Source organism: Paenibacillus sp. FSL H7-0357, assembly GCF_000758525.1.
Lineage (GTDB): Bacteria > Bacillota > Bacilli > Paenibacillales > Paenibacillaceae > Paenibacillus_AQ.
Genome location: NZ_CP009241.1, coordinates 148,144 through 166,313, shown reverse-complemented (window position 1 = coordinate 166,313; position 18,170 = coordinate 148,144). Strand labels below are relative to the sequence as shown.

Annotated in this window: 16 protein-coding genes; 3 read left to right on the top strand and 13 right to left on the bottom strand. The window is 53.0% G+C overall.

All coding sequences use genetic code 11. The features are described from left to right. Nucleotides 1-52 precede the first annotated feature (52 nt). From trxB to H70357_RS00770, 12 genes are all read right to left on the bottom strand, one after another. Nucleotides 53-1,006, bottom strand: coding sequence for a thioredoxin-disulfide reductase (trxB, locus tag H70357_RS00825; protein WP_038584642.1), 954 nt, complete (start codon nt 1,004-1,006; stop codon nt 53-55). Nucleotides 1,007-1,166: 160 nt separating this feature from the next. Beyond that, on the bottom strand, nt 1,167-2,909 hold the full coding sequence (locus H70357_RS00820) for a tetratricopeptide repeat protein (RefSeq protein ID WP_038584639.1): 1,743 nt from the start codon (nt 2,907-2,909) through the stop codon (nt 1,167-1,169). A 253-nt stretch (nt 2,910-3,162) separates the two neighbouring features. Beyond that, the gene (locus H70357_RS00815; protein ID WP_038584636.1) at nt 3,163-4,113 is read right to left on the bottom strand and encodes a ribose-phosphate diphosphokinase; all 951 of its coding nucleotides are present in this window, start codon (nt 4,111-4,113) and stop codon (nt 3,163-3,165) included. 23 nt (nt 4,114-4,136) lie between these two features. Next, nucleotides 4,137-4,964, bottom strand: a complete 828-nt coding sequence (hisJ, locus tag H70357_RS00810) for a histidinol-phosphatase HisJ (RefSeq protein ID WP_038584633.1) — start codon at nt 4,962-4,964, stop codon at nt 4,137-4,139. Between the two features lie 13 nt (nt 4,965-4,977). After that, nucleotides 4,978-5,709 (bottom strand): bifunctional phosphoribosyl-AMP cyclohydrolase/phosphoribosyl-ATP diphosphatase HisIE, encoded by a 732-nt coding sequence (gene hisIE, locus H70357_RS00805; RefSeq protein ID WP_038584631.1) that lies wholly within the window; start codon nt 5,707-5,709, stop codon nt 4,978-4,980. Then, nucleotides 5,706-6,464 carry an imidazole glycerol phosphate synthase subunit HisF gene (gene hisF, locus H70357_RS00800; protein WP_038584629.1) on the bottom strand — a complete coding sequence of 253 codons (759 nt, stop codon included), beginning with the start codon at nt 6,462-6,464 and terminating at the stop codon, nt 5,706-5,708. Before hisF ends, hisIE begins: the two co-directional genes overlap by 4 nt. Before the next feature lie 74 nt (nt 6,465-6,538). After that, entirely contained in the window at nt 6,539-7,288 is a 750-nt protein-coding gene (hisA, locus tag H70357_RS00795; RefSeq protein ID WP_038584626.1) for a 1-(5-phosphoribosyl)-5-[(5-phosphoribosylamino)methylideneamino]imidazole-4-carboxamide isomerase, read from the bottom strand. 41 nt (nt 7,289-7,329) lie between these two features. Beyond that, on the bottom strand, nt 7,330-7,953 hold the full coding sequence (hisH, locus tag H70357_RS00790; RefSeq protein ID WP_038584623.1) for an imidazole glycerol phosphate synthase subunit HisH: 624 nt from the start codon (nt 7,951-7,953) through the stop codon (nt 7,330-7,332). 1 nt (nt 7,954) lies between these two features. Continuing rightward, a complete protein-coding gene (gene hisB, locus H70357_RS00785) occupies nt 7,955-8,566 on the bottom strand; it encodes an imidazoleglycerol-phosphate dehydratase HisB (RefSeq protein WP_038584620.1) in 612 nt (203 codons plus the stop codon). Further along, complete coding sequence (gene hisD, locus H70357_RS00780) at nt 8,556-9,863, bottom strand: histidinol dehydrogenase (RefSeq protein ID WP_038584617.1); 1,308 nt, start codon at nt 9,861-9,863, stop codon at nt 8,556-8,558. The genes hisB and hisD overlap by 11 nt, the downstream gene beginning before the upstream one ends. Nucleotides 9,864-9,896: 33 nt before the next feature. Further along, nucleotides 9,897-10,541, bottom strand: coding sequence for an ATP phosphoribosyltransferase (gene hisG / locus H70357_RS00775; RefSeq protein WP_038598309.1), 645 nt, complete (start codon nt 10,539-10,541; stop codon nt 9,897-9,899). 87 nt (nt 10,542-10,628) lie between these two features. Then, nucleotides 10,629-11,846 carry an ATP phosphoribosyltransferase regulatory subunit gene (locus tag H70357_RS00770; protein ID WP_038598307.1) on the bottom strand — a complete coding sequence of 406 codons (1,218 nt, stop codon included), beginning with the start codon at nt 11,844-11,846 and terminating at the stop codon, nt 10,629-10,631. Nucleotides 11,847-12,145: 299 nt separating this feature from the next. Here H70357_RS00770 and gntK point away from each other — a divergent pair, with 299 nt between their 5' ends. From gntK to H70357_RS00755, 3 genes are all read left to right on the top strand, one after another. Beyond that, entirely contained in the window at nt 12,146-13,675 is a 1,530-nt protein-coding gene (gene gntK / locus H70357_RS00765) for a gluconokinase (protein ID WP_442950465.1), read from the top strand. 275 nt (nt 13,676-13,950) lie between these two features. Next, nucleotides 13,951-15,339 carry an MBOAT family O-acyltransferase gene (locus H70357_RS00760; RefSeq protein ID WP_038584612.1) on the top strand — a complete coding sequence of 463 codons (1,389 nt, stop codon included), beginning with the start codon at nt 13,951-13,953 and terminating at the stop codon, nt 15,337-15,339. 37 nt (nt 15,340-15,376) lie between these two features. Next, entirely contained in the window at nt 15,377-16,816 is a 1,440-nt protein-coding gene (locus tag H70357_RS00755) for a stalk domain-containing protein (RefSeq protein ID WP_038584609.1), read from the top strand. Nucleotides 16,817-16,916: 100 nt separating this feature from the next. On the opposite strand, the gene H70357_RS00750 is transcribed toward H70357_RS00755, so the two are convergent. Further along, nucleotides 16,917-18,116: an acyltransferase gene (locus H70357_RS00750; protein WP_038584606.1), complete on the bottom strand. Its 1,200-nt coding sequence runs from the start codon at nt 18,114-18,116 to the stop codon at nt 16,917-16,919. Between the last annotated feature and the right edge of the window lie 54 nt (nt 18,117-18,170).

The window sequence follows — 18,170 nt, the reverse complement described above, 5'->3', positions numbered from 1 at the left end:
TGAGGGACCAGCCGGCTTGCCTATTCAAAAGATATTTTAGAAGAATCTGTACTTATTTATCCAGCGTTTCGCTCCAGTCATGCACCATGGTGCCCTCCAGGAACTTCTCGGCATCCATCGCCGCCATACAACCGGTTCCCGCTGCGGAGATTGCCTGCCGGTAACGTGTATCCTGCACATCGCCGCAAGCGAATACACCCGGAATGTTCGTTTCCGTCGTACCGGGATTCACCACAATGTACCCATTGGTATCGGTAGTAATCTGACCGCCCAGGAACGCTGTGTTCGGTGTGTGTCCAATGGCTACAAATACACCGTCCGCTTCCACCAGTTCTTCAAGACCTGTCTCGTTGTTGCGCACTGTCAGCCCTTTAACCCCGGCGTCGCCGACCGTTACTTCAAGCGGCGTGCGGTTAAGCGCCCAGGCTACCTTGCTGTTGTCGCGCGCCCGGTCCTGCATAATCTTCGAAGCACGAAGCTCCGGACGGCGGTGAACCAAGGTTACGCTGGAGGCAAACCGGGTTAGGAAGCTGGCTTCCTCCATTGCGGAATCGCCGCCGCCGACCACGACAATCTTTTTGTTGCGGAAAAAGAAGCCGTCACAGGTTGCACAAGTGCTGACCCCGCGTCCTACATTCTCCTGCTCACCCGGGATGCCCAAATATCTGGCCGAGGCACCCGTCGAGATAATAACTGTTTCGGCCTCCAGCACACCTAGTCCATCTACAGTTACTTTAAAGGGGCGCTGCGAGAAATCCACGGATTCCACCCAGCCGTTCTTGAATTCCGCACCGAAGCGCTGCGCCTGCTTACGCATGTTATCCATCAGGTCAGGACCGAGGATTCCCTCAGGAAAGCCTGGAAAGTTCTCCACTTCTGTCGTCGTTGTCAGTTGTCCCCCCGGCTGCAAGCCTTCAATCACGAGCGGGCTAAGGTTGGCACGCGCCAAATAAATCGCGGCAGTCAGCCCGGCCGGGCCTGTTCCGATTACAATCGTTTTGTACATCACTTTGGCCTCCTTACAAGTGGGTTATTTATTTGGAAGAAACGGCTGTAGGGCTTCTCGGAAGCCAAGATGCGTTTCAGGTGAACAATATAAAGGATGCAGTATAATACTCACTTTATACTTCCTTGCTTATATTTCCTTGCAGTCATGTTGCAAGTATCTAGATATTCTCCGTTGACGAGGGCAGGGTCTCCTGCCCGGGCAAGCTCCCGGGAATATCACATTCATTGCTGATACGGCGTGCATACCGGCTTACCATGGAGGCAGAAACCCCATAATGCTGGGCCACCTCGCGATAGGTAATCGGCCGGTCATGCAGTTTGGCAGTCAGATATTCCAGAGCTGCGGCCCAGCCTCCCGTATGGCGGAAGTAAGGCACATCGGGATACAAATCGCTAACAAACTGCTTCCATAGGAGCTCGGCGTCCTTTTTCTGGATGGCATCATACCGCCGGTCCATCATTGATGCCGTATGGTCCAATACCCGCTGCCAGTCTTCTTTCCATTCCGGCGGCCCTTTATGGCTTAGCGGCGGGAGCTCCTCCTGGGGAGCAGTATTCGCATCCGGGCTGCTGCCGATCAGCCGCTGCAGACTGAGCAGTGCCGCCTCCTGCAGTTTATCTTCCTGCAGCGGCTCCTGCGCCAGAAGCCCGTTCAGCACCTCGGACATCTCTTCGTCCTCGATCCAGCGCAGCGCTTCGGTCACCTGCAGCCTCGTGTTGGCATCACCATAACGCAGCGCCCAGAAGAACGAAGCGCGCAGCAGCGGATTGTTCCGCATTTCCTCGGTAAAGCTGTCCGTGTTGCCCTGCCACTGCTTGAGCTGCTCCTGAAATGGCAGCTGGTAGTTGTAGCTGACAAGAGGCATCGGTCTGCCTTCGGCCTGCGCCCCCTGCAGCTGTGACAGGAAGAAGCCCGGCACAGCCGATTCGGGATCCAGCTTGGCTGCCTGTCTCCAGCAGCGCAGCGCTTCATTATACAGACTGCTGTTGCTGGCGGCCGCTGCACAATAATGATAGAGACCGGCGTCTCCGCCCACCTCTTCATCCTTCAGCAGGCGGCGGAAATGGCCATAGGCTGTTCTGTGTCTGCCCAGAATGCCCATCGTTGTGGCCATTTTGAACACATGCTCCTGATGAAACGGCACTGTCGCCTCAAGCATACGCAGCAAAACTGCCAGTTGTTCCTTGTCTCCTGCATACTGCATGAAGATGGCCATATTGCAAAGCGCATGCAGGTTGCCGGGATCCTGCTCCAGCACCTCGGACAGGCATTCCTTCGCTTTGGCAAAACGGCCCATGTAGAAGTAGGCAAGAGCAAGATTGTTATGAGCCGCCAGAAAGTCCGGCGTATTCTTAGTGATCTCCTCTAGCATCTTAACTGCCTGCGGGAACTTCCCCTCTTCCAGCAGCGTGCGGGCCCGGTCATGCTCGACCACGCCTTCACGGCTGCGGATCCGGATCAGCGGGGCAGGGCGGTTCAGCTCGTATTGCAGCAGCTCCATCAGTTCCTCGGACTCTGCCAGATATTCGCCGCTGGCATCCTCCTCAAGATAAGTGACCAGCGACCGCTCGGCCTCTTCAAAACTTTCCATATTGGCAAAATTATTGGCCATATAGAAATGACATTCCGTCATTGCAGGGTCAATCTTCTCCAGCACATGGATCAAAATATCATTCGATGCTTCATAATCGCCCATCTCAGATAATATACCCGCCATGTTGCAATGATTCACAGGGTTTTCCGGTTCATATTCAACAGCTTTGCGAAAATTCTTTAATGCCTTATCATATTGAAAGCGGTCCAGCGACCGTACGGCTCTTTCAAAGAAAAAATTGGCATCCAGAGTGACGGAAATAACATTACTGCCTTCCGCAACATTCTCTGAAGTTCTCTCAATCATGGAAGCAAGGCACCTCCCTTTGTAAGCTTCCTTATCCTCACGAAAAATAGGAGAGCGGCGCCTTGCGGCACCCTGAGCTCCCATCTTAAGCGTTCTTTCGTTTCCATTTATGGTCCCGACTGTCTCCAAATAGTATACCACATGTGGCAGGGAGATTCTCAAGCGCAAGGGAAACCATTTGGAGGGAAAAAGCTTGCAGCCGTGAGAGGTTCACAGGAATAAATGAGAACATCAACAAAAAAAACGCGGGAAATTAAATCCCCGCGTCTCTGAACAACTTATCTATAGAACCGCCTTCGATAATAATACGTGTCGCCTCAGCCAGCATAGGTGCAACGGACAACACTTTAAAGCGGTTGGAATGGTCATCCGGAAGCGCGATGGAATCCGTGATTACCACTTCATCTATATTGGGATGGTCCATGCGTACAAGCGCGTCACCGGAGAATAAACCGTGAGTTGCGCAAATGATGCTGTTCTTGGCTCCCCGCTCCTTCAGGCCTTCCACCACATTCACAATCGTCGTGCCCGTATCGATCAGATCCTCAATAATTATCGGCGTTCGTCCTTCAACATCACCGATAACATGCGTGATTACCGATTCGTTATGGGCCGGACGTTTCTTGATCATAATCGCGAACGGTGAATCCAGCCGGCTCGCCAGCTTCTCTGCCATGGAAGCGCGCCCGGCATCCGGCGAAACTACCACAAGATCGGAAAGTCCCTTCACCTTCAGATACCCGCTGATCAGATCAAGCGCTGTCAGATGATCGACCGGAATATTGAAGAATCCTTGTATAGCCGCTGCATGCAGGTCGATGGTAATGACACGGGTCGCTCCTGCAGTCGTAAGCACATCCGCGACCATCTTGGCCGAAATCGGCTCACGTGGAGCAGATTTACGCTCCTGCCGGGCGTATCCGTAATAAGGCACAATGATATTCACAGTTCTTGCCGATGCGCGTTTGGCGGCATCAATCATAACGAGCAGCTCAACGAACAGCTCATTGATCGGGTGTGCGAGGGATTGCACCAAAAATACGTCACAGTTCCGGATGCTCTCTTCATAATGCACATAAATCTCGCCGCTCTTGAAGCGGGTCAGCTTAATCTGGCCCAGCGGGGCGCCCAGACGCTCCGCAATATCTGCGGCCAGCTTCGGATTCGACGAACCGGAAAAAATACGCAATTGATGATGATGCATAGTACCCTCCTGGGGATCATAATTTATAGTTCAAACTGAACGGATGTACGGCGGCGTCCTTCGAATACCGCCAGCTCGCGGAAACCAGTGCGCCACAGCAGACTGCGCGCCTCCTGCAAGCCGTCTCCCAGCTTTGCCGGATCATGGGCGTCCGAGCCCAGGGTAAGCGGAATACCGAGTGCCAGCGCTTGCTGCAGCACATGCTCTGCCGGGAACATCTCCGCGCAGGGCTTGCTCAGCCCGGAAGCATTCAGCTCCATGGCTATGCCGCTGCTTGCAATTGCTTTCAGCGCATCCAGCTCCAGCTCCCTGACCTCAGCTTTGCCTTCCGGTGTCTGCGGACCATAACCGAATCGTTTGATTACATCCATATGTCCTATAATATCATATAATCCTGATAACGCCGACTTCCGCACAGCATCATAATACCTGCGGTATACCTCCATTACATCTTTGCCTTCCCAGCCATGGGTCTGCCGGTGATCCGTAATATCCCACTCCCCGAGAAAATGAACCGAACCAATCAGATAATCCCAAGGATAGGGCGACAAAAGCTCACGAATCTGTTCTTCATAGCCTTCGATATAATCGGCTTCCAGCCCCACCCGCAGCTCAATTTCACCTCGGTAGCGCTCCTTCAGCGTCAGGCATTCCTCCACATAACGCGGAAGCTCGGCAAGCGGCATGGCCATTTCAGGATAATAGGTCTCCGGATTGACATGAATGAGCGGCAAATGGTCGGATAACCCAAGCTGCTCAAGCCCCAACGCTATGCCGCGCTGCACGTACTCCTCCAGCTTCCCAACCGCATGGCCGCAGCGTACGTGATGGGTATGGTAATCAATATGCATGCGGAAAGCCCCCTTAGTCCCGGCGCGGCCGTTCGTGGCGGGCGCTCAGTTCCTCCAGAATCTCATCGAGCGGAAGCTTGCGCTCCTGGAGCAGCACCAGCAGGTGGTAGATCAGGTCGCTGACCTCAAGGCGCAGCTCGGCGTTGTCTTTATTTTTGGCGGCGATGATCGTTTCCGAAGCCTCTTCGCCTACTTTTTTCAGAATCTTGTCGACGCCTTTGTCAAACAGATAGGTCGTATAAGCACCCTCCGGACGTTCGGCTTCCCGCTCGGCAATGACCCGCTCCAGTTCACCCAGTACAGCAAAACGCCCGCTCCCTGCAAGGTTTGCAGAAGGCTCTGTCTCAGCTGCCTTAGCGACTGGTGCCGCTGCTGCTGCCGAAGCATTCAGTGGAATCTCACGGAAGAAGCAGGAGGTTTCACCGGTATGACAGGCGGGTCCCTCCGGTACAACCTTTACGAGCAGCGTATCGCTGTCGCAATCATAATGGATCGAGGTAATGGCCTGGGTATTGCCCGAGGTTCCCCCTTTATGCCACAATTCACTGCGTGAACGGCTCCAGAACCAGGTCTGGCCGCTCTCCAGCGAGAGCCGCAGCGACTCCGGATTCATATAGGCAAACATCAATACTTCCAAAGTGCCGGCATCCTGCACCACAGCAGGGAGCAGACCGGATTCATTCCAGCGGATGCCCTCGATCGCTTCTTGTTGGTTCAGGGTTCTATTCTCTTGTTCTTGGCTCATCGGATCTCTACCCCTTTTTGCTTCAGTTCTGTCTTCAAATCGTGAATCGCAATCTCTTTATAATGAAAAATGGTCGCCGCAAGTCCCGCATCGGCTTTGCCTTCGGTAAATACATCATAAAAGTGCTCAATCTTGCCCGCACCGCCTGAGGCAATTACGGGGATGCTGAGCAGATCGCAGACCGCTGCGGTCAGCTTCAAATCAAAACCGTCCTTGGTCCCGTCCGCATCCATGCTCGTGAGCAGTATTTCGCCGGCGCCCAGCTTCTCGGCCTCCTTGGCCCAGGCCAGCGCACGGATGCCGGTAGGCTTGCGCCCGCCATGCGTGTACACTTCCCATTCGCCCCAAGCCTCATTATATTTGGCATCCATCGCCACCACAATACACTGGGAGCCAAAGCGGCGGGCCCCTTCCAGAATAAGCTGCGGATTGTTGACCGCCGCCGTGTTGATGCCGATTTTATCCGCGCCCGCGCGCAGAATCCGCTTCATATCGTCGGGAGTGGAAATTCCCCCGCCAACGGTGAAGGGAATGGCAATCTCGCCAGCCGTCTGCCGGACCACTTCAACCATAGTCGCCCGTCCTTCCACCGAGGCGGAAATGTCCAGGAACACCAGTTCATCCGCACCTTCACGGTCATACAGCGCCGCCAGCTCCACCGGGTCTCCGGCATCGCGCAGATTGACAAAATTAACGCCTTTGACTACCCGCCCGTCTTTCACATCCAGACAGGGAATGATACGTTTGGCTAACATTATGAAGTCCCTCCTTCAAAGGGTTCTGAGGGCATCCGCCTCGAATTCTCTTCGATCCAATTTTCCGCCCTATATTACAGCTGTCCTGCTGGACGTCCCAGCGCCTGCAGCGCCTCGGGAAGCTTGATGTTGCCGGTGTACAACGCTTTGCCTACAATCGCTCCGCCGATTCCGCTGCCGCTATGTACGCTCAGGCGCAGCAGATCGTCAAGGCTCGTAACGCCGCCGGAGGCTATGACGGTTTTGCCGCTGGCAGCAGCCATGGCCACGATTCCCTCGATATTCGGGCCCTGCATCATCCCGTCACGGGAGATATCCGTGTAGATAAACGTCTCCGCACCTTTAGCTGCCAGCTCCTTAGCCAGATCCTCGGCGCGCACCTCGGAGGTGTTCAGCCAGCCATGCGTAGCTACGTAGCCATTCCGGGCATCAATGCCGATAGCTACCTTATCGCCATATTTGGCGAGCACAGCCTCCGTAAAGGCATGGTCATTGATGGCCGCCGTCCCGATAATAACCCGGCTGACTCCAAGACCGAGCAGCTTCTCCACATCAGCAAGACTGCGGAGTCCGCCGCCCACCTGGACGGGCACACCTGCGTTTTTGGCAATGGCGCCGATGATGGTATCATTGACCGGATGTCCGGCCTTCGCGCCGTCCAGATCCACGAGATGAATGAACCGGCCTCCCTGCTCTTCCCATGATTTAGCGACCTGTACCGGACTGTCATTATAGATCGTTTCCTGAGCGTAATCACCCTGCTGCAGTCTTACACACTTTCCATCCCGGATATCAATCGCCGGATACACGATAAAAGAAGACATGTGGCACTCCCCGCTTTCATTACAATATATTTATAGCGGGCTTACGCCCGCTCTCCCTTAAGCTTTAGAAAATTCCCCAGCAGCTTCATGCCAAGCTCTCCGCTCTTCTCCGGATGGAACTGCATGCCGAAGACATTGTCCCGCCCGACCACCGCCGTGACCGGATGCCCGTAATCGGTTACGGCAAGCAAATCGTTCTCCTGTCCAACCACTGCATGATAGGAATGGACAAAATACACATGCCCCTCTTCCAGTCCCTCAAGCAGCGGGCTCTGCGGCTGCCGGAAGCTCAGCTTGTTCCAGCCCATATGCGGCACCTTATAGCCGTCACGGGGCGCGAACCGCACCACCGATCCCGGCAGGATGTCCAGCCCTTCGTGCTCGCCGTGTTCCACGCTGCTGCTGAACAGCAGCTGCATGCCCAGACAAATGCCAAGCACCGGCTGTTCCCCGGCTGCGGCCTCCTTAACCACAAGATCGAGCCCGCTGCTCCGCAGCTGTTCCACCGCATCGCCAAAGGCACCGACGCCCGGCAGAATGACACTGCTTGCCGCAAGAATTTCCCCGGCATCGCCTGTCACAAGACTCTCGTAGCCGAGACGTTCCACCGCCTTGCTGACACTGTGCAGATTGCCCATGCCGTAATCGACGATAGCAACGGTCATGCTACAGCACTCCCTTCGTAGATGGCACACCCTTCACACGCGGATCAATCTGCGTTGCTTCGTCCAGCGCCCGTCCCAGCGCTTTGAATATCGCCTCAATCATATGATGAGTATTGGAGCCGTAGTGTACTATCACGTGCAGTGTAATCCGGGCCTCCAGCGCGAATTTCCAGAGGAACTCATGAACCAGCTCCGTAGAGAAGCTGCCTACCTGCTGTGACGGATAAGCCGCCCGGTATTCAAAATGCGGCCGGTTGCTGATGTCGATGACCACCTGGGCCAGCGCTTCATCCATGGGAATGAACACACTCGCATAACGCTTGATGCCTTTTTTGTCACCCAGTGCCTCGCGGAGCGCCTGTCCCAGACAGATGCCGATATCCTCCACCGTGTGGTGGTCGTCAATATCAATATCCCCCCGGCCCTCCAGAGAAAGGTCAAATTGGCCATGCTTCGCGAATAAATCGAGCATATGGTTCAGAAAAGGCACATCGGTCTCCAGCTCGGCAATGCCGCTTCCATCCACAGCCAGGGACAGCGTGATATCCGTTTCGTTTGTTTTACGGCTAAGGCCTGCTTTGCGTACAGCCTGTTCGTTATTGTTATTCTCCATTTTCTTCTCCGCCCTTCGCTTCATTCTCCAGCCTGATCTCTATCGCCCGTGCATGACCTTCCAGCCCTTCGCGTCTGGCCAACTCGATGATGGTTGCTCCATCACGCAGCAGCGCTTCCTTGCTGTAATAAATCAGGCTTGATTTCTTGATGAAATCATCCACATCAACCGGCGAAGAGAACCGCGCAGTGCCATTGGTCGGTATAATATGATTCGGTCCGGCGAAATAATCGCCGACCGGTTCCGAGCTGTACGGTCCCAGGAAAATCGCTCCGGCATTCTCGATGCTGCCGAGCAGGCCCATGGGATATTCGACGACAATCTCCAGATGCTCCGGCGCCAGCCGGTTCACTACGGAGATGCCTTCCTTTATCGAGTCTACGACGATGATTGCGCCGTAGTTCTCCACCGAGGCGCGGGCGATGGCCTCGCGCGGCAGCTCCTGAAGCTGCCGCTCCACCTCGGCCGCTACGGCCTCTCCGAGGCTCTGCGACGGCGTCACAAGGATGGCCGAGGCCATCTCGTCATGCTCTGCCTGTGAGAGCAGATCAGCCGCAATGTAAGCCGGCTCTGCGGTTTCGTCGGCGAGCACGACGATTTCGCTGGGCCCGGCGATGCTGTCGATATCGACCGCGCCGTAGACCTCGCGCTTGGCCAAGGCAACGTAGATGTTGCCGGGGCCGCAGATTTTATCGACCGGCGCGATGGATTCCGTGCCGAAGGCGAGCGCGGCGATCGCCTGCGCGCCGCCCACGCGGTAGACCTCGCTCACACCGGCTTCTGCCGCAGCAACGAGGATGTAAGGATCGATGCCGTCCTTGCCGCCGGTCGACGGCGGTGTGACCATCACGATCTCCGGCACTCCGGCAATCTGGGCCGGAATCACGTTCATCAGCACCGAGGACGGATACGCCGCCTTGCCGCCGGGAACATATACGCCCACCCGCTTCAGCGGGCGGATGATCTGGCCGAGGATCGTACCGTCCGGCTGCAGATCCATCCATGAACTGCGTTTCTGACGGGCGTGAAACGCCCGGATATTGACCGCAGCCGCACGAATCGCGGTTACGAACGATTCCTCAACCCGGCTATAAGCCGCCTGGAGCTCTGCTGCGGTTACCCGCAGCTGCGCCGGTGTCAGCGCTGCCCCGTCAAACCGCTCCGTATAGCGGAGCAGCGCAGCGTCGCCCTCCTGTTTGATGTCGGCTACGATTTGCTTCACGGCCTTGTTCTGCTCCGGCGTTCCGTATTCCACTTCACGCTGCAGATTAAATTCCCTGCTCGATTGGACCTTCACCGCTCGTTCCCCCTTTGAACATCCATACTCATTTTATTTTAACTGAAGCCCCGGTTCTGCGATAACTGCCTGCAGACGGTCGCACAGCTGCTGGATCTGCTCATTCTTCATCCGGTAGCTTACACGGTTCGCAACCAGCCGGCTTGTAATTTCGAAGATGCTCTTCATTTCCACCAGTCCGTTATCCTTAAGGGTTTGCCCGGTCTCCACCATATCGACAATACGGTCGGCAAGGCCAATCAGCGGAGCAAGCTCAATCGAGCCGTTCAGCTTAACGACCTCCACCTGCTGGCCCTGCTCACGGAAATACCGCGAAGCTACATTCGGGTATTTCGTCGCTACCCGCTGCTGAATCCCTGGCTGCCAGTTCGGCAGCCCGATAATGGACATCCGGCAACGTGCGATGCCCAGATCAAGCAGCTCGTACACGTCGCGTTCTTCCTCCAGCAGCACATCCTTGCCCACGATGCCAATATCCGCCACACCATATTCAACATAGGTAGGCACATCAACCGGCTTGGCCAGAATAAACTCCATGCCCGCCTCAGGCAGTGAGATCACCAGCTTGCGCGACTCTTCGCCATCCGGCGGAATCGGCAGCCCCGCTTGGCGGAACAACTCTGCCGCTTTATTGTATATTCGGCCTTTCGGCATAGCTACCTTCAGTATCTGCGCCATCATCATTAGCCTCCGTTTCCATTTCCCTCTGCAAATTGTTCATTTCTGTTCTCTCACTATACCGATCACTAGCCGCAGGCTCTCCGCTTAGCCGTGTTCGCTGACAAAAGACACAAATGTATAGATTTCACCATACTGCTCGCCGTCGGCTTCCACCGTCTCTGTGTCAAGCCGCTTCACCGTCTTCAGCTCTTCCGGCCCCGCTGCCAGCTTGGTTACAACAATCCGGCCTTGTGCGCGCAGCCGCGCGGCTTCTTCCAGCCCTTCGGTCCGCCGCAGCGCATCGTACTGGATCAATACCGGCAGCTCCGCCTCTTCCGGCATGCCGGATACTCCGTCCAGAATCCGGTTCGTTTTGAGTGAGAACCCGGTCGAAGGAATCGGGCGCCCAAACTGCTGAAGCAGATTATCATACCGACCGCCGCTGCATACCGGGAACCCCAGCTCGGAGGCATATCCCTCAAAGGTCATCCCTGTATAATAAGAGAAATCTCCGATCATCGTCAGATCAATCAGCACATGCTGTGAAACCCCATAAGAGACAAGCACCTCCCACACCTTGCACAGATGCTCAATAGAGGTCCGGGCCAGCGGATGGCTGCTGAGCTCCAGTGCCTGCCCGCAGATTTCTTTGCCGCCGCGCAGCCGCAGCAGCCCGTCCAGCTCCCGCTTCTGGGCCTCCGTCAGGTCCAGCCGCCGGAGGGTTTCCCGGAAAGCGACATAATCGCGGTTCAGCAGATGGCTTTTCAGCTCCTCCTGGGCTTCCGGCAGTCCGGCGACCGCCTCTTGGAAGAGTCCGTCCAGGAATCCGACATGTCCCATCGCGATTTTGAAAGACTTGACGCCCGCTGCCTGCAGCGACGAAATGGCCAGCGCCACGACCTCGGCATCCGCCTCAGGCGAATCATCGCCTACAAGCTCCACACCGGTCTGGAAAAACTCCGCTTCCCGGCCGGCTTCCTCTTCGATTGCCCGGAACACATTGGCATGATAAGAAAGGCGGAGCGGAAGTGGCTCATCCTTCAGTAACGATGAAACCACGCGCGCAACCGGCGCAGTCATTTCGGACCGCAGCACCAGGGCCTGACCACGGTTGTTAAGCAATTTATAAAGCTTCTGGTCTGATGTGGAACTAGCCACGCCGACCGTATCGTAATATTCAAGTGTGGGTGTAATCATCTGCTGGTATCCCCAGCGGCTCATGCAGTGGAGCACGTCGTTCTCAATCTTGCGCAACTTCGTTACTGCACGCGGGAGATAGTCGCGCACACCAGCCGGCTTCTCGAATCCCTTAGGTTTGGACATCTTCATTAGTCACCTCATCAGATATCATGCAAGTTATATATCGTTCACTTTACTATGGTAAAGTGGTAGCAAAGTAAAGCATTTGCAACATCGTATCATGATCCATCCTTTTGCGTCAATAAAACCTTACACCATAGACATAATATCTTAACCACCAGCCTGAGGTTTACCTGAATTTTGCCTCAGCGTTTACCGGATAATATAATAACCTTATATAATTGTACTTTATTCCCTGCTTCCAGTGCTCCAAGTATCTATTTTCCAATAGAAAGAAGGACTATCCGTTGAATACATCCTATATGATCGGCGTTGATATTGGAACCACCAGCACTAAGGCAGTCCTCTTCGAAGAAAATGGCCGAATCGCGGCACAGTCCAATCAGGGTTACCCGCTGCACCAGCCCTCCCCATCTGTGGCTGAGCAGGATCCGGAACAAATTATGAATGCAGTAACCCAAACCATTGCGGCGGTGATGCGGGACAGTGCTGTCCCCGCTGAAGCGGTGCTGTTTGTCTCTTTCAGTTCAGCCATGCATAGTGTCATTGCCGTAGACAATACGGGCAAGCCCCTTACCGCCTGCATCACATGGGCGGATAACCGCAGCGCTGCTTGTGCTGCCCGTCTTAAGAACGAGCTCGGGGGGCATGAATTATATTTGCGTACAGGAACCCCTATTCATCCGATGTCCCCGATCACCAAGCTGATGTGGCTTGGCGAAGAGCAGCCGGAGCTTTTTCGCCAGGCTTATAAATTCATTTCCATTAAAGAATACATCTTCGCCAAACTATTCGGAGAATATGTGATCGACCATTCCATCGCTTCCTCTACAGGCATGTTCAACCTGGAGAAGCTGGACTGGGATGAAGAGGCGCTGAGCATTGCCGGCATTACCAGGGAGCGCCTGTCGAGCCCTGTCCCTACCACCCATATTATGCAGGGACTACTCCCGGGGCTGGCAGCAGAACTGGGCCTGCTCTCCTCTACTCCATTTATTGTCGGCGCCAGCGACGGGGTCCTCTCCAATCTTGGGGTTGGTGCCATACAGCCTGGCGTTATCGCTGCCACGATCGGAACCAGCGGAGCGATCCGCACCGTAGTGGACCGTCCGCTTACCGATCCCAAAGGGCGAATCTTCTGCTATGCCCTGACAGAGAAACACTGGGTCATCGGCGGTCCGGTGAATAACGGCGGCATGCTGTTCCGCTGGGTACGTGATGAATTTGCCGCCTCCGAGGTGGAGACTGCCAAACGCCTCGGCATTGATCCCTATGAAGTGCTGACACGCATTGCCGAGCAGGTGCCTCCCGGCAGCGGCGGATTGCTCTTTCATCCCTACCTGACTGGAGAACGCGCACCGCTATGGAATCCGGATGCCAGGGGCTCCTTCTTTGGCCTGACGATGAATCACCACAAGGAGCATATGATCCGTTCAGTGCTGGAAGGGGTCATTTTCAATATGTACACCGTGCTGCTGGCCATGGAGGAGCGCATTGGCCGCCCGAGCAAGATTCTCGCCACCGGCGGTTTCGCCCGCTCTGCCCTGTGGCGGCAGATGATGGCCGATATTTTCGATCAGGAGGTTGTCGTTCCGGAGAGCTTCGAGAGTTCCTGCCTTGGCGCAGTTGTGCTTGGTCTTTATGCTATCCGGCGCATCGACTCCCTTGATCATGTATTCGGAATGATCGGCTCCACTCATCAGCATCAGCCGATCCAGGAGCATGCCACAGTGTACAAGCAGCTGCTGCCTATCTATATTTCCGTCTTCCGGAGTCTGGAAAGTCAATATGAGGCCATCGCCGGGTTTCAGCGTGAACAGTCGGGCGAATAAAGGAGTACTGGCTGATGATACCGGCAAGATGTTATATATTCGGCAATCCCATATCTTTGAATACATCTTCCTGATATCGGCTCGCTGCATGGCACTTGACAAAAAAACTAAAATATGGAATGTTTGCCGCACATCGTTTTTTGTCAATTTTCAGGATTATTTCTTATTATTTGCCGTGTAAGGACTTACCCGTTAGACGTTTTTTTAGTATATTGAAACTTAGGGCCATAGACCAGCTATTTGAAGTCGAAAATTATGAAGAGGTGTTTGAAGAAGTGCTGTTTAACTCTTACGAATTTATATTTATTTTCATGCCGGTTACTGTGATAGTTTATTTTCTATTAAATCGCTTTCGTTTGATCTACGCCAGCAAGCTCTGGCTAGCGCTTAGTTCCCTGTTCTTCTACTGCTGGTGGGATGTGCGCTACCTTCCACTGCTGCTCGGTTCCATCGCCTTCAACTATTTTATGGGCAGAACCATCTCCCATATGCAGAATGCCACGGAACGAAAGCGCAAACTAGCTTTGGCTTTCGCCATCATCATGAATCTGCTGCTGCTTATCTATTATAAATATGCCGATTTCTTTATCGGCAATGTCAACGCTCTGTTCGATACAGATGTTCCATTGCTCAAGATCGTGCTTCCGCTCGGAATCAGCTTTTTCACCTTTACACAGATCGCTTACCTGGTCGACGCTTATCGCGGTAAGGCAAAAGAATATAATGTGATCAGCTATGTATTGTTTGTAACCTTTTATCCGCATCTGATTGCAGGCCCGATTCTCCATCATAAGGAGATGATGCCGCAGTTCGACCGTTTACGGGGCAAACGGTTTGATTACAGCAACGTGGCCAAAGGCCTTTTTCTGCTGAGCATTGGGTTATTCAAGAAAGTGGTTATCGCCGATTCATTTGCACCCGTAGCCAGCAATGGATTTGATGTGTTGTCCCAGTTGAATTTTATTCAAGCCTGGACAACCTCACTTTCCTACACCCTTCAGCTCTATTATGATTTCAGCGGGTATTCGGACATGGCGATTGGTGTTGCCCTGCTGTTTAATATCATTTTGCCCATCAACTTTAATTCACCATACAAATCCTTGAACATTCAGGATTTTTGGCGCCGCTGGCATATGACCTTAAGCCGCTTCCTGCGGGAGTATATCTATTTCCCTCTGGGCGGCAGCCGTAAAGGAACTACCCGCACCCATATCAACTCCATGCTGACCATGCTCATCGGCGGTCTCTGGCACGGGGCGGGCTGGACCTTTGTCTTCTGGGGATTCATGCATGGATTTGCCCAGTTTATCCACCGGATTTGGCAAAAAGCCAACATCAAACTGCCGAAATGGGTAGCTTGGTTTATCACTTTCCAATTTATTAATCTGACCTGGGTTTTCTTCCGGGCAACCAGTTGGGACAATGCCATCAAGGTGTTGAAAGGAATGGTCGGCCTTAACGGAATCGGCATCGCTTCATTGGACAAGACGATTGTATTGGGACTGGCTGTCTTCATGATTGTGGCTGTGCTATGCCGCAACTCCATGCAGATGCTGGAAGGATTCAAGCCGGGCTGGAAAACCGCCGTTTTTGCCGCCGCTTTGTTCTGTATTGCTGTCGTCTATTTCAACAAAATCAGCGAGTTTCTCTATTTCAGCTTCTGATCCCGGCCATTTCAACTGATAAAGGAGATTTATTGAATTGAGGCATAAAAAAACGAAATACAAAAAATTTATATTTCAATTTATAACTATGGTTATCGCGTTCGCTGTTCTGATTGGTACCTTTAGTTATATTGTCGATCCCTTGCAGTTCTACCGCAAGGCCAGCTTCTATACTCCTAAACTGTCCTGGCAGGAACGATACCAGAATCCCGGTCTTGCCCGTAACTACAAATATGATACCATCGTTCTCGGCAGCTCCATGACGGAGAATTTTCTCCCCTCTGATGTAGGCGAGAAGTTGAAGGGCGACGTTCTTAAATTGTCTATTGAAGGCTCAACCATCGGAGAGCAGTATCAGACTGCAAAAGTAGCCTTCAAAACAGGCCAGGTCAGACAAGTATTATGGGGAATCGATTATTTCGCCTTCCGCACTAACAATGCAACCGGGAATGAAGAATTCCCCGCATATCTGTACGATAGCAATCCGCTTAACGATTACAAATATGTCTTCAATGAAACTAATATTAAGTCGGCGCTTACAGCTTTGAGTAAGTCAGAAGGACGAGCCAACCTGAAGCTGTCATCGCTTGAACTACTGTACAACTGGGACAAGTCAGTTACCTATGGACGCGACTTAGTTATTAAGAACTGGCAGTCAGCACGGAACAAGGAGGTCGCGTATGGAAATAATGAGGATCCGCTGGATTCTGTTAAGCAAACCTTTGATGAGAATGTGGTCAGCATAGTCAAAGCTCATCCGGAAACGAAGTTTTATTTCTACTATCCGCCATATTCGATTCTGCGGCAGCAGGTCTGGTATAAGACCAACCCGGAACGCTACGGCAACCAGCTGGAAATGAAACGTTATATGTTCGATAAGCTTAATTCTTATTCCAATGTTAGTATTTATGAATTCCAGACAGACAGCGACATCACCTATAACCTTGATCTTTACAAGGATCTGTCCCATCACTCCGGCGCTGTTAATTCTATAATTGTGGATGGAATCTCTAAAGGGACCCATCTGGTCACAGCAGATAACCTGGAACAGGGGATCCAACTGCTGAAGCGGCAGGCCGAGAATGTAATCGTCAATACAGAGGAGGGCACAGTCTATTCCATAGATCTCTCTCTGAACGGTGAGCCGCAGAGCTTCGGTTTCCTTCCGCCAACGACAGGAGACGTCATTATGGCTCCTCTCAAGCTCTATGCGCAGATGCTGGGGATTGCCTTCGATTATGATATCGATAAGAAATTGATTACTCTCGCCAAGGGAGACAGCGTTGCGGAACTGACTGTAGGTTCGGACGAAGCCCTGCTCGATGGACAAACCGTCAAGCTGGCTGCCCCCGTTGAGAACAAGATCGGGATCATGGCCGCTCCACTGGAGTCCATTCCAGCCTTGTTCGGAGGTTCAGTCACTTTGGGGCAGGAGAAAGACAAGCTGCTTGAAGTTGATATCACCTTTGGGGAATAAAGTATACATCCGTAACTGTTCGATCTTAGTGCCTCATAACCGGGAACATCAAGCCATTGGCATTCTTCATGCCGATGGCTTTTTGCTGTTTAAAAACTCGCTAAGCCTTTCCGTGGCTATTATCCAAAGTGAGCACTGCATCCGGCTCCCGCTTAGGTTGAGGTGCAAGCGAGCGGGGAACACTTCCGAATGCGATCCAGGACCAACGGGTTCGGCGGAACGAGATCTGAACGACCATCCAGCTTACCCCCAGAGCCACTATAAGCCCTCCATGAACGAATAATACATAGGCCAAGGAATCCAATGGAATGTTATACCGGAACCGGCGGTACAGCACCAGAATGAGCGGATGGAGCAGATACACAGCAAAGGAGATTTCTCCTAGCCTCGTCATAAAGGCATTAACCCCGCGGGAAGCTGTGCGGTATATCAGGAAGGTGGCATGAAGCAGTACAAGCGCCGAAAGCATGGAGTGAACATTCCAGAGCAGCTCGTACCACAGCGAGTTGACCCAATGGCCAAAATGCCGGCCTTGATACCATAGATGAATCTGAATGAAGGCCGCAGCGAGCCAACTGCCCCAGAGCACAATTGTCTCTCCTGTTTGTGTGTTGGACCACTCTTTGAAGGGGCGTTCCAGCCAAGGCTTGATTTTGTCAAAATGAATCGCAAGATAAGCCCCCATCATGTAATAAGCCATATACGTTGGAGCATAGCTGGCCTTATCCACAAGTTGCAGCTGATATTTATTCAGGAATACAAAAGCCCACTGAATGATGAGACCGATCAGTATAGCCCAGGTGACCATTTTTTTTGATTTCTGCATCAGTTGCAGGATCAGCGGAAAGACCAAATAGAACTGAATGCTGATAAATACGAAGTACAAATGAGTATAGGCAGAGCCTGTAATGAGGGCGTACATAAAGGAGGATAGATTCGTTAACGGATCATCAAGCAATTGACCGTTTATGTAGAGAACCATTAGATGATATCCGATGGAGGCCAGCAGATAAGGCAAAAGGATATACGTTAGTCTCCGGCGGTAAAAGTTAAGCATCAGCCCGCGGGTAACCGGACGGCCGTAGTAATTATAGAACAGTACAAAACTGCTAAGAAAAATAAAACAGGGAGTCCCGAATCTAAAAAAAATATTGACCCCGTTGATCCAAACATAATAAGGCGATTGAAGTGCCTGCTCTCCTGCTGCGAACGATGTGGCATGTACATGCAGTACACCAAGTATGGCCAAAGCCCGGAAAATATCCAACTGGGGCAGCCTTTCCTTTTTGATGGAATTCACTTTAAATCTCTCATCTCCTTCAGATTGACTATGCAAAGAGATACGATGCCTGTA